Origin of the sequence: Nostoc sp. (assembly GCF_036917515.1) — a bacterium.
In the GTDB taxonomy this organism is placed as follows: domain Bacteria; phylum Cyanobacteriota; class Cyanobacteriia; order Cyanobacteriales; family Nostocaceae; genus Nostoc.
This window is the reverse complement of the sequence record NZ_JBALDE010000117.1, coordinates 12836-25947: the sequence shown is the minus strand read 5'-3', so window position 1 is coordinate 25947 and position 13112 is coordinate 12836. Positions and strand designations below refer to the sequence as shown.

The window sequence follows — 13112 nt, the reverse complement described above, 5'->3', positions numbered from 1 at the left end:
AAAGACTCGTCCGCGAGTATTAAAGACTCATCCCCTATTCTCCATGCCCCATGCCCAATGCCCCATTCTCAAAATTTAATCTATGCCTACAACTACTGATTCTCCCTCATCCCGTATTCCATCTGGAACTCGTGACTCGCGCAAACACACCCCCAAAACAGATATGCAGGGACTTTACCAGAGAGCAATTCGCGAGTCATTTGTCAAGCTCGATCCGCGAATTACTGTCAAAAACCCAGTGATGTTTGTTGTTTGGATAGGGACAATTATCACCTTGCTTGTTACCTTTAACCCAAATCTGTTTGGTACAATCCAGGCAGATATCAACCAACAACGCCTTTTAAACGGGTTGATTACCTTTATTCTCTTTTTTACCCTCATTTTTGCCAACTTTGCGGAAGCCGTAGCTGAAGGACGCGGTAAAGCACAAGCTGATTCACTGCGATCAACGCGATCAGATACGATCGCTGATAAAATCCTCCCCGATGGTTCGATAGTAAAAGTCAATTCTACAGAACTGCGGCGGGGCGATTTGGTAAAAGTGGCTGCAAATAATATGATTCCCGCCGATGGGGATGTGATTAAAGGCATTGGCTCAGTGGATGAGTCGGCGATTACTGGGGAATCTGCCCCGGTATTGAAGCAACCAGGTACAGATATTGCCAGTTCGGTGACAGGCGGTACACGCCTACTCTCCGATGAGTTGACAATTCGCATTACTGCCGATCCCGGACAAGGCTTTATTGATCGCATGATTGCCCTGGTAGAAGGAGCAGAACGCAGCAAGACTCCCAACGAGATTGCTTTGACGGTATTGTTGGCAGTATTAACACAGGTATTCTTGATTGTGGTGGCGACAATGCCCCCATTTGTTAGCTACATCGCCAGCTTTATCAGTACCGCCTTTGGGGCTGAGGCGGGAAACAGTTTGCGTGCTGGTGCTAGCGTTGCTATTTTAATATCACTACTGGTAGCTTTAATTCCCACAACTATCGGTGGTTTGCTCAGTGCGATCGGTATTGCAGGGATGGACAGGGTTGCCCAGTTTAACGTCATTGCGACCTCTGGTCGAGCGGTAGAAGCTTGTGGTGACATCAACACCTTGGTGCTGGATAAGACTGGCACGATCACCTTGGGTAATCGGATGGCTGATGAGTTTATTCCCCTAGATAATCACTCAATAATAGACGTGGCGCAAGTCTCTTTAGCTGCTAGCTTGTTTGACGATACGCCAGAAGGCAAATCGATTGTGATTTTAGCAGAAAAATCCCAGGCTGCGGTAGACTTTAACATTGATAAAGCCGAAGGTGTGGAATTTTCCGCGAAAACCCGGATGAGCGGTACAAATCTACCCAATGGTAAACAGATTCGCAAAGGAGCGGTAGAGGCGATTAAGGGATTTGTCCGTTCCCGTGGTGGCTACGTTCCTGATGATATAGATGCAGCTTATGAGCGAGTTTCCCGGTTAGGCGGTACGCCCTTAGCTGTCTGCCAAGATGACAAAATTTATGGTGTCATCTACCTGAAAGATATAGTTAAACCTGGTTTGCGGGAACGGTTTGACCAACTCCGCCGCATGGGTGTTAAGACTATCATGCTCACAGGCGACAATCGAATTACTGCTTCAGTAATCGCCGAAGAGGCTGGGGTGGATGATTTCATTGCCGAAGCGACTCCAGAAGACAAAATAGAGGTGATTCGCTCGGAACAATCTGAGGGTAAACTGGTGGCAATGACTGGAGATGGTACGAACGATGCACCTGCTTTGGCTCAAGCAAATGTGGGTGTGGCAATGAACTCAGGGACGCAAGCTGCTAAAGAAGCTGCTAACATGGTGGACTTAGACTCAGACCCCACGAAGTTGATTGACTTAGTAACCATAGGTAAACAACTGCTAATTACTCGTGGAGCATTGACAACATTCTCCATCGCTAACGATATTGCCAAGTATTTTGCGATTATCCCTACAATCTTTGCTGCTGCTGGAATCGGCGCACTTAATATTATGGGATTAAAGAGTGCCCAATCTGCGATCGTCTCGGCGCTGATTTACAATGCTTTAATTATTCCGGCATTAATTCCGCTAGCACTTAGAGGAGTGAAGTTCTTACCTTTAACAGCAGATCAACTGTTACGTCGTAACATCTTCATCTTTGGTCTTGGCGGTATCGTTGCTCCTTTCATTGCCATCAAACTGATAGATATTATCTTACCTTTGTCTTAATTTACTATGAAACCCGTTCATATCCGCCGCACTATTCTTATATCCCAAATATTAGAAGAAATAACTGAAATTTGGTATCAATGGCGTAGACAAAAGCTGCCACTGTATTTATTCTTGGCGATGTGCTTCAACCTAGTGGTTGCGCCTATGGTTTATGCCGCTACTAGCGAACAACTTTCCCGCAGTCAATCTTGGGGATTGGGATTGTTAGGACTGACGACGCTAGGGCTTTCCATCTATTTATTTTTTGTGATGTTTGTACCGGAGAAATTCTAATGAGTTTTGCACGTGAAGCTGGTAGAGCCGTTCGGTCTACCTTAGTACTCTGGGTTATTGGAGCGATTATTTATCCTTTGGCAATGATTGCCATTGGGCAGATTATGTTTCCCTTTCAAGCAAACGGTAGTCTCCTGAAAAATAGCACAGGTCAAGTTGTTGGTTCTGCTTTAATTGGTCAACCTTTTAGTAGCGATCGCTATTTTAACAGCCGTCCCAGTACCACCAGCTACAGCACAGCCGATCCCAAAAAAGACGATACGGGAGTTTTGAGAACTGGGGTTTCCGGTGCTAGTAACTTGGCTCCCAGTAATCCCGCATTGCTGGAACGCATTAAAGGTAAAGATGACCCAGATCCCAGCAAAAAAGTTGATGGTGACTTCAATCGTCTGAAAAAAGCAGGTGTGCAGCCGACTGGCGATTTAGTCTACACCTCTGGTTCCAGCCTTGACCCCCACATTACCCCGGAAGCTGCGATCGCCCAAGTTGCACGAGTAGCCAAGGCGCGAGGAGTTCAACCCAACCAACTCGAAACTTTAATTTCCCAAAACACCGACGGCCGCTTTCTCGGCATCTTTGGCGAACCTGGAGTTAATGTCTTAAAGCTGAATTTAGCTCTGGATAAGATTAAAGGATAAGGGCTTGGTAAATAATGAATATGCTTTCTCTTTTGAATAATTATTTCTAGTAATCTTTAATGATTGCTTAAAATTTTAAAGCTTAGATTCTCAACTTATTTAATAAGTCGAGAACTTTATTTTATATCATGTCTGCTTGAACATCATGACATATTATAAGCAATTTGTCGACATAATAATATAATTAAATAAAATTTAAATCTATATCTTTAAATATATATATGTTTAATTACTTATAAACATATATATATTTGATTAATACATTTTATATATCTTTAAAATATATCTTAGATAAAGCATACTTTTTATAAAAAGTATTGCACAATACTATTAAATAGAGTTAAAAAATATTTTGTGTTAAAAAATAAAAAAGCTCTAAAACCAAGCCTGTTTGGTATTTTAATCCAAGCAAATAGCATTTACTGTGGCATTCATTTAAGTGATATTCAGTTATCGAATAAAGGCAGAAGGCAATTCTAGCTTGCAACAAAAGGAGGAAAATACATTTTTACCTCCTACCTCCTTAACTTTACTAAATTTAAGTTTGATAAACTAAAGGTTTTTAATATGCATACTTCGGAGTTTTTCCGACTTTATGTATCCACCCAAAAAAGTGTTCATCAGTCTACTCTGATTGAAGCTAATCTGGCTAAGGCAACACATAATAATACAAAACTACATGATGGGGACATTTCCTTTGTAGCAGTGTTTTTAGCTCACATTTCCTTCATGGTTGTTTGGACAATTGTCGTTTTTATCGTTTCATTTGTCTGCAAGGCATTAGAAGATCCCCCAGAAAATATGGTACAAGAAAAAGATGAAATAGTAACCATCAAACATTTAGAGCAACATACCTGTAAAAAATGCCAATTTTTTAACAATAACTATTTTCTAAAGTGTGCAGTACATCCTACCACTGCTCTAACAAAACAAGCACTCAATTGCTCTGATTACAACCCTAAATAGGTTTGTTATTTTGAAAAACTTCAAACTTTGTTTAGAAAACCTGAATAAATTTTATGAAACAGAAAGAAACAGTATTTGTTGTTCCAACTTATCGACTGAGAGATGTAGCACAAACCATCGAAAAGTACGATGAGAATTTCTGGGTAAATGGTCATGCTTTAAAAATTATCGTTTTTGACGATTTTAGTATTGCCAACCACAAAAAATATTATCCACTTTTAGAGCAAACTAAGACAGTTAATGACGTGTTTTATGTTGGCCCCCAGAAGAAAGAGCAATTTATTACATTTTTAAACGAAAGACTGTGCGATCGCTTCATGGAAAGTGAGCGCTTGAGCCATGTCTCGGTTTGCCCATGCTTCAATTGCCACAACATAAAGTTTTTCGCGAGCGTTCGCTTTTTTTAGGTAAGATTTCGCCACCTTCAGATGAGATTTGGCCTTGGTTAAGGCAACAGAGCCACCAGCAAATAAATAAAAGGTGGCAACTTGAGCATTGACCATCGCATAAGCCGGATCTCTGCTTCAACTGCTTTGAGAATGACTTGGGCATCGTTACCAACACCCAATAATTGATCAACAAAGCTATTGATGGCATCTACCACTGCTGATGAGTCGGTAGTAATTTCTAGTTCAGATGCATCGTTTTACCATTGATTTTTCCAGAGCATTGCATAGCGACAAACATTACTTTACAAAAGTTAGGCTATAAACTACTGTAGCTAAATCGTGTTACTAGAGTTAATGATGATTGGTATTAATTTTTTTCAGAAGTTGTCGAAGTAGCGCTAACTAGTGGCATTCCAACTGGGTCAATGGTTGAGAGGATAATGGCACGAAGACTCATGTGAAATCTAATGAGGGCATGGTGTTGGAGGTAGTGTTTAAGATAATTGAATACGAGGTACGTCAACGAGTTCAACATTTTTATCCTCATAACTTAATTTCTCCCCTCTAGGTTTTTTCTTGAAAATCCGACTATTGTTATGCAGTTTTTGAATACCTTAATAACCTTTATCTCCCAAGCACTCTATGTCTTCCCTCAACCTTACTTTACTATTTTTAAATATACGAAAATCATGCTCTCTACCCTTACCATGAGCGGTACAGATGATTTTACCATTTGCTTGGTCTACCAGTACTTGTGACTTGAGTGTATGCTGTTACCTTTTTCCACTGGAGAATCTTTTTGTTTCTAGCTAGAAAAAAGATTTCAAATGGGTTCTATAGAAGCTGGTAAACGTACATTGAAACAACTACCAAATCCTAGTTGGCTAGTGACAGTAATTAATCCACCATGATTTTGGGCGATCGCTTGAGCGATCGCTAATCCCAAACCAGAACCACCAGAATTATAAGAACGTGATTTATCTACTCGCCAAAAACGCTCAAAAACCTTGTCGATATGCTCTGGTGCAATTCCCATACCTGTATCTTGCACTTTGACATAAACCTGAGAACCGACACGAGTGGTTTTGATTTCAACTACACCTTCTAATGGTGTGTAATAAAGTGCGTTTTCAATCAAATTAGAAAATAGCCGCGTTAATTGAACTGAGTCACCCATCAAGTAAAGATTCTCTGTTAATTGAGAGATCAAATTAATTTGCTTGGCTTGGGCTTGAGGTTGATAAAGTGGCAATAAGTTTTCCAAAATTGACGTTAAATTGATATTATTCCAATCCACATTCGGAACTTTATCAGTACGTGCCAAAAACAGTAAGTCTTCTGTGAGGCGAGTCATCTGGTTAGTAGCACTGGCGATCGCCTGAAACTTTTCTGCATCTTTTGGCCCGATTTCCATAGGATATTCTAACGGTAACTCAGCATTAATTTTGATTGCCATTAAAGGACTACGTAGTTCATGGGAAGCATCAGCAGTAAACTGTTTGAGCCTTTGAAAACTCTCCTCAATAGGTTGCATCGCTTGACGAGTTAGTAAAATTCCACCAATCCCACTAAGAACCAAAGTTATAATAATTCCACCGCCTAATCCCCAGTCCAATTTTTCGACGGTTTGATTAAATTCTTTTAAAGATTGGCTGACTCTCACATACCCAATCAACTGATGATTATCACTATCAATAACTGCTACAGTTACTCCTTGAATAGGAACTTTATCCTCCGGGTTTGCCAGTCGCCCTACCCAGACGGGAAGCCGCTCTGCGTCTACGTAACGGAGACCGCCAAGACAGGCGCTGGACTCACCTGTCTGAATTTGTAGCATTTTTTTTTGTAACAAGGGTAAATTTAAGAGAGTTTGTCCTTCTTGAGTAATCAAATTACCTTGAGAATCAAACCATTGCAATAATTGATGATCAGCAGTCAGATCTTGTGGATGAAAATCATTTTGAATTGTTAGACGACCTTTTTCAAACTTCACATCTGCCGCTGCACCTTTTCCTATGGCTATTAGTTTATCTGTGATTTGTTCACTCAGACTATGAGTGAAAACAATGCGGATTGCGAGCGCAAATATCCCTAGTAGTGATGAAAAAACCACCAAGTAAGACAACAATAAACGATATCGAATTTTTTGAAACACATTTTTCTGGCTATCAAACTATTGGTGAGCAACTGAAATTTATACTGTTACAAATATAAGTAATACCAATTCTCTATGAAGATACATAGAAAAAAGCTTCATTAAAGAGAGTTTCGAGGATAAAATCATAACTTGTCAAAGAGGAGATTAATTTACAAGACATTTGAGCTAACTTATATAGAATTTGTTGGCGCAGTTCTTGTAAATTAGAGAAACTTTCCCCCTTGAACTGGCGTTTAATAAACTGCCACAATCGCTCAATTTGATTGAGTTGAGGACGAGGGGGCGACAAGAATAGTCAAAGTATTACGGTTAGAGGGATTCAAGTAACATACCCTGTCAAAAAAACGGTTCTTATTGATAATACTGTGGGGTTATTAGATAGCTATTTAGAGGGAGCAGTTTGATGGTAAAAAAGAATGGTCTCGTCAAATTAACAAGACCACACAAATAAATGCTGCCCCAATTTTATCAATAAATCCTAGAAAAGTACCTGAGTAATACATAATTAATTACCTTAAAAATGCTGGTATGGTGTGTATGGGGAGGGCGAGTGGAAAGTCCGTACACATGGAGTCGATAAACGGCGTACATGGCGGAAGTTGCATTTAGGGGTTGATGAGGGAACCTCTGAAATCGTGGCAGCAGTGGTAACTACTAATGATGTAGCAGATTGCGAAGTAATAAGCGACTTGTTAGAGCAAATTGATCAGGAAATTGAACAAGTCTTAGGTGATGGTGGTTATGACACATTCGACTGTTATGACGCGATCACTGAGCGTTCAGCAAAAGCTACTATTCCACCTCGCAGTAACGCCCAGATTCAATCAAAAGGTAATAGCAAAGCACAGCCACATCCAAGAGATGAAAATCTGCGTTGAGTGCATGCTGTTGGACGCAAACAGTGGAAACAAGAAAGTGGCTATCATCGACGTTCTTTATCCGAAACTGCTATGTTTCGGCTCAAAATCATCTTTGGTGGTAAGTTAAGACGACGCTTTTTTGATAATCAAGCCGTCGAATTGTTCCTACAATGTGCTGCCCTTAATCGCATGATTCAGTTAGGCAAACCAGATAGTTATAAGGTGGAAGACTAATTACCAACTCTATTATGAGAAGGTATGTCTTTTTTCTGTTTCATGCAACAAAGCCTTTAAAGATTGTAAAACTAGAGGATATAATTTAGAAGGTTCTCAAGCGAATCCTGACAGACTTGTACGCTTAATTTTATTGATTGCTTTAGCAATGGTTTCTGCATGGTTAAAAGGACAAAAAACTCAATTCTCCAGACAACAATCTTATGTTTGTCGTCCTTGTGAACACAACAGAAGTAGAAAAAGACATAGTGCTTTTTGGATAGCCTTATATGGTTATAATTGGATAGTTTCCCTGAATGAGTGTCAGGAATTGGTTTTGGAAATGATGACTTCCGTTCGCAATAAACAGGCATTTTATCAGCAGGGTTTGATAGCTATGAGCTTTATACAGCAGCCAGCAGCCTCTTTAACTTCTTTGTCGCCCCCTCAACCTCAGAGGTTTTGCAGAGTGACAAAGGCGTGAGGAATGTTTTTTAAACAAATTCACAGCCTTTTCATCTTGTTGTTTGCTCACTCTTCGTGGAATTTTAAGTTTTGCTTGAAGCTGATAGCGTACTATACGATAAACTGTCTTATATTTAACTTCTACATTCCATTCCTGTTTTAGCCACTCTAAGATTTCCCCGTAGCTGCTAAATCCCTGCGGACATTGCAGTTTCTCTACAAGACTTTGCCGCACCTGTGCTTGAATTTTTGCGATCGCTCCTAGGGAAGTTTTTACCTCTAGTAGTTTTTCTAGTCCTCGTCAATATCTTTGTAACCACCGTGTTACAGTTGAGCCATCTCTATCTAATCTTTGGCTCAATTCTTGATGCTGTGTCACTTGTCCTGTTTTGACCCACCACACAAGCAACAATCGTTCTTTTTCCGCAGATGTCCGAGCCTTGCTCAGACTTTTGGACAAATATTCAACACTCTCCGATATTTCTAGATTGAATGGGCGTGCCATTGTTTGTTTCTGGTTTTGAGTCTTTCTCGCTCTCTATTCTAGAGTTCTATGCCGCCTCACATAGAATTGGTATAAGGGTTGAGTCAAATATTTTAATTAAACTATTTTACTGATGCCGTAGACGATAACCAATGCCATAAACATTTTCAATCAAGTTTTCTGAACTTCCAGTAGCTTTGAGTTTATTCCGCAAGTTTGTAATATGGGTTTTGATACTTCCTTCTCCCGGAGATTTATCAAATTCCCACAGTGTATCAAGGATTGCGGAACGAGTCACAACTTGATTTGGGTGTCTTAAAAAATATTCCAATATCATGTATTCTTTAGGAGTTAACGATATAATTTTGTCTGTATAGGTAAATTGTTGGGTTGCCGGGTCTAATTGCAAATTACCGTAGATTAAAATTGGCAAACGCATCTCTAGACTTCTTCGCGCTAAAGCCCTGATACGTGCTGCTAACTCTTTTAGCTCAAATGGTTTAACTAAGTAATCATCAGCACCAGCATCGAGTCCAATAATTTTATCACTTGTTGTATCTCGTGCTGTCAGCATTAAAATTAGAGCATTAGATGAAGCAGCACGTAAACGCTTACATAGAGTGATGCCATCTAATTTAGGCAGCATTAAATCCAATAAGATTAACTCATATAATCCTGATTGTGACCATTTCCATCCCTCAAGCCCATCAGTTGTTATATCTACAATATGGTGTTGTCGGCTTAAATACTCGGCTAAAGGTTTAGCAATCCGATCATCATCTTCAACTATCAAAATTCTCATAATGTCCACTATCCATTATGGTATAACAATTGATGAAACATTAGTGATGAAATAGTCAATATCGGTGGCTTGTGAGAAAGTCGCTACGTTCATGACGATAGTAATATTTCGCTTTCCAAGCTTCTATAGGGATACTCATTCTTCATTAGCTCCTTGATTATTCATCATTGACTTCATTTTTTGGAGACGTTTTTTTTGTTGAGATTTACCAAAAGCAATTTTTTCTATTTGAATATTAGTTTCGCTAAAAGAAGATGTTTGATTTTGAGTTTTGCTAAAGAACTCTGCTAGGGAACTAATGGTCGGGTATCTAAACATATCAAGTAATGATAAATCTATTGGGAATAGTTCAGATAATTGGCTATGAACTTTCACCATGAGTAATGAATGACCACCGAGTTCAAAAAAGTTATTGTGAATGCCTATATTTTCAAGATTGAGAGCCTTTTGCCAAACAGTAGCAATGGTTTGTTCCATCTGTGTTTGTGGCATCACAAAACCAGCTGTCAACTCTGGGTGCAGTGTTTCTGGTGCAGGTAGCGATCGCTTATTTAACTTACCATTTGGTGACAGGGGCAAGGTTGGCAGGATGACGAAACTTGAGGGTACCATATATTGCGGTAGCTTATTCTGAAGAAAGCCACGCAGTTCAGTGCTTGTCAAGACCTGTTCTGAATCAGGGCTGACATAAGCCACTAAGTACAGTTCGCCATGCTCGTCTTCCCTAGCTACTACCGCAGCTTCGCGCACTTTATTGTATTGCTGCAATGTCGCTGAGATTTCGCCCAGTTCGATGCGGAAGCCCCGAATTTTCACTTGCTCGTCGATGCGTCCCAGTAGTTCAATATCCCCATTGGGTAAGTAGCGGGCTAAATCGCCAGTGCGATACAGGCGCATCCCTGATTTTTCACCAAAAGGGTTGGGAATAAATTTTTCGGCAGTCAGTTCAGGGTGATTGAGGTAGCCCCTAGCAATACTAATACCACTGATATACAATTCACCTGGTACGCCTATAGGTGCTGGGTGCAAATGTTTATCTAGCAAATAAATCTGGGTATTAGCAATGGGACGACCAACAGGTACACAATCAGCAGGTTGGTTTTCTTGATAGGTAGTTGGTTGATCTGGTTCATAAACTGTGACACCAATAGTTGCCTCTGTCGGGCCATAAGCATTCAGCCAACGGATATGCAGACAGCGATCGCCTACCAGTTTCTGCCAAAGCGCGAGTTTTTCTGGTAAAGTTTGCTCAGTCCCGACAATTACCAAGCGTAGCGTCGGCGGTAATGATGCTTTCGTTTGAGCTAGGTATGATACCCACTCATGCCAATAGGCTGTTGGTAAATTGAGGACAGTTAGTTTTTCCTGTGCTAAAAATTGTACAAAGTGGGCAAACAATAGTACTTTATTAGGTCGGATGACTACAGTTGAACCACTCAACCATGATGAAAACAGCTCTTCGGCTGCGACATCGAAGCTTACAGAAGCGAATTGTAAAATGCGATCTTCTGGTTGCAGTTCATAGGTTTTGGCAGTAGCAATACTGTGGTTTACTAAAGCCTGATGCGTAATTAGAACACCTTTGGGTGTTCCTGTAGAGCCGGAAGTGTAAATTATATAAGCCAGATTTTCGGCTGTTACCCCACTCTTAGGGTTTTCTTGACTGTGCTGGGCGTATTCGTATTCGTCTAGGCACACAAGCTGAGCTTCAGATACAGGGAGTTCCGCAACCAGATGCTTTTGAGTGAGCAATACTAAAGGTTTGACATCATCTAATATAAAAGCTAGCCGCTCCTTGGGATAACTAGGATCTAGTGGCACGTATGCCCCACCAGCTTTCAGGATACCCAAAATTCCAACTACCATTTCGAGCGATCGCTCGACGCAGATTTCCACTGATACCTCTGGTTTTACCCCCAGTGATCGCAAATAATCTGCCAGTTGATTTGCACGGTGGTTTAGCTGACGATAGGTCAGCTGCTCATCTTCAAATACTACAGCAATGGCATCAGGCGATCGCTCTACCTGAACTTCAAATAATTCATGGATGCACTGATTTTTGGGATAGTCAGTTTGAGTATTATTCCACTCCACCAACAACTGCTGCCGTTCATGTGTTAACATTGGCAACTGCCAAAGGCGCTGTTCTGGGTTAGAGACAATGCCTGACAGCAAATTACAAAAATGGTTTACCATCCTGGAAATAGTAGCAGCATCAAACAAATCTGTATTGTACTCAAACCAGCCTGCTAGTCCTGACTCCGTTTCAAAGAGATCTACGCTCAAATCGAACTGGGCTGTTCGGTTTTCCAATTTTAGGGAACTCAGGGTGATACCGGATAGCTGAAACTCATTTTTGGGGGCATTTTGCAGTACAAATGTCACTTGAAACAGTGGACTATGGCTTAAATCTCGCTCAGGTTGTAGTTTTTCTACAAGATACTCAAAAGGTAAATCCTGATGAGCATAGGCTCCTAAAGTTACTTCACGGACTCGCTTTAACAATTCTCGAAAATTTGGATTACCTCCAACGTCAGTACGTAAGACTAGGGTATTGACAAAAAATCCAATTAACCCTTCTATTTCAAAACGATTACGGTTAGCAGTGGGAGTACCAACCAAAATATCATTTTGCTGGGTATAGCGACAGAGCAGCACCTTGAATGCTGCCAACAGTGTCATAAATAAAGTGACACCTTCTTGTTGAGAAAATTCTTTCAGCTTTTGAGTCAAGGATTGAGGCAGCATTAATGACTGTTTTGCGCCTCGATAGGTCTGAATCACAGGGCGAGGACGGTCAATCGGTAAATTGATGATGGACGGAGCGCCATTCAGCTGCTGCTTCCAATAGGATAACTGAGTTTGTAGCTCATCTCCTTGTAGCCACTGCTGTTGCCAAACAGCAAAATCTGCATATTGAATTGGCAGTTCTAAAAGTGGTGAATGATAACCAAAGTTGAAGGCTTCGTAAACAGCTACCACCTCCTTGATAAGTATCATCATTGACCAATCGTCAAAAATAATGTGGTGCATAGTGAACAACAACACCTGTTCTAGTTCACTTAATTGCAGCAAAGTAGTTCTAAATAATGGAGCCTTAGCTAAATTAAATGGTTGCTGTGCTTTTTCAGCAGCTAGTCGTAAGACTTCAGCTTCTTGGTCAACTTGAGAAAAGTGCCGCAAGTCCACCACTGAGAGAGTAAAATTGAGGGTTGGCTCAACCGCTTGGACTGGCTGCCCCTCTACTGTCATAAAGCTAGTGCGTAGAATTTCATGACGTTGCACAATTTCATTGAGGGTTTGCTCTAGTGCTATGACATTTAGCGAACCTGTAAGGCGCAAGGCATGAGAGATGTTATAGAAAGAGTTGTTAGGTTCTAATTGATTAAAGAACCACAGCCGTTGTTGAGCAAAAGATAAAGGAAAAAAGTCCTTGTTCTCAAGCAGTTGCGCTAGAAGTTCACGTTTTTTTTCTGCTGATACAAAAGATATATGTTCGGGAGTATGTTTCATTTGAGATAGGGCAGGAGGAAGGAGGAAAGAGAGTTTTAGTTTAGTTAGTGGGACTTAGGCAAAAAACACCGATAAAATGACCTCAAACGTATATTCCAAAAGGTTTTGACATCATTTTGTTTGG

11 protein-coding genes and 2 pseudogenes are annotated in these 13112 nt (G+C 40.6%); 6 read left to right on the top strand and 7 right to left on the bottom strand.

All coding sequences use genetic code 11. The features are described from left to right. Window positions 1-82: 82 nt before the first annotated feature. The 5 genes from kdpB to V7K89_RS15075 all read left to right on the top strand — a co-directional run bounded on the left by kdpB (window position 83) and on the right by V7K89_RS15075 (window position 4511). Window positions 83-2224, top strand: a complete 2142-nt coding sequence (gene kdpB, locus V7K89_RS15095) for a potassium-transporting ATPase subunit KdpB (RefSeq protein ID WP_335188375.1) — start codon at window positions 83-85, stop codon at window positions 2222-2224. Window positions 2225-2230: 6 nt separating this feature from the next. After that, complete coding sequence (locus V7K89_RS15090) at window positions 2231-2500, top strand: potassium-transporting ATPase subunit F (protein ID WP_335188373.1); 270 nt, start codon at window positions 2231-2233, stop codon at window positions 2498-2500. Further along, the gene (gene kdpC, locus V7K89_RS15085) at window positions 2500-3138 is read left to right on the top strand and encodes a K(+)-transporting ATPase subunit C (protein ID WP_335188371.1); all 639 of its coding nucleotides are present in this window, start codon (window positions 2500-2502) and stop codon (window positions 3136-3138) included. The genes V7K89_RS15090 and kdpC overlap by 1 nt, the downstream gene beginning before the upstream one ends. A 567-nt stretch (window positions 3139-3705) precedes the next feature. Beyond that, a complete protein-coding gene (locus tag V7K89_RS15080; RefSeq protein WP_335188369.1) occupies window positions 3706-4104 on the top strand; it encodes a hypothetical protein in 399 nt (132 codons plus the stop codon). 53 nt (window positions 4105-4157) lie between these two features. Next, window positions 4158-4511 carry a hypothetical protein gene (locus V7K89_RS15075; protein WP_335188367.1) on the top strand — a complete coding sequence of 118 codons (354 nt, stop codon included), beginning with the start codon at window positions 4158-4160 and terminating at the stop codon, window positions 4509-4511. A 38-nt stretch (window positions 4512-4549) separates the two neighbouring features. On the opposite strand, the gene V7K89_RS15070 is transcribed toward V7K89_RS15075, so the two are convergent. From V7K89_RS15070 to V7K89_RS15065, 3 genes and pseudogenes are all read right to left on the bottom strand, one after another. Continuing rightward, window positions 4550-4708, bottom strand: a complete 159-nt coding sequence (locus V7K89_RS15070; RefSeq protein WP_335188365.1) for a hypothetical protein — start codon at window positions 4706-4708, stop codon at window positions 4550-4552. Between the two features lie 399 nt (window positions 4709-5107). Then, window positions 5108-5254 (bottom strand): annotated as a pseudogene (locus V7K89_RS35915) (IS5/IS1182 family transposase); the annotation flags it as partial. 62 nt (window positions 5255-5316) lie between these two features. Next, the gene (locus V7K89_RS15065) at window positions 5317-6648 is read right to left on the bottom strand and encodes a sensor histidine kinase (RefSeq protein WP_335188364.1); all 1332 of its coding nucleotides are present in this window, start codon (window positions 6646-6648) and stop codon (window positions 5317-5319) included. 536 nt (window positions 6649-7184) lie between these two features. Between V7K89_RS15065 and V7K89_RS15060 the strand changes: the two are divergent. Further along, window positions 7185-7745 (top strand): annotated as a pseudogene (locus V7K89_RS15060) (IS5 family transposase); the annotation flags it as partial. 406 nt (window positions 7746-8151) lie between these two features. Here V7K89_RS15060 and V7K89_RS35910 read toward each other — a convergent pair. The 4 genes from V7K89_RS35910 to V7K89_RS15045 form a co-directional block, all read right to left on the bottom strand. Continuing rightward, window positions 8152-8424, bottom strand: a complete 273-nt coding sequence (locus tag V7K89_RS35910) for a winged helix-turn-helix domain-containing protein (RefSeq protein ID WP_442941672.1) — start codon at window positions 8422-8424, stop codon at window positions 8152-8154. 66 nt (window positions 8425-8490) lie between these two features. After that, window positions 8491-8694, bottom strand: a complete 204-nt coding sequence (locus V7K89_RS15055; protein WP_335188362.1) for a hypothetical protein — start codon at window positions 8692-8694, stop codon at window positions 8491-8493. Between the two features lie 106 nt (window positions 8695-8800). Next, entirely contained in the window at window positions 8801-9475 is a 675-nt protein-coding gene (locus V7K89_RS15050) for a response regulator transcription factor (protein WP_335188360.1), read from the bottom strand. A gap of 135 nt (window positions 9476-9610) precedes the next feature. Further along, the gene (locus V7K89_RS15045) at window positions 9611-12988 is read right to left on the bottom strand and encodes a non-ribosomal peptide synthetase (protein WP_335188357.1); all 3378 of its coding nucleotides are present in this window, start codon (window positions 12986-12988) and stop codon (window positions 9611-9613) included. Between the last annotated feature and the right edge of the window lie 124 nt (window positions 12989-13112).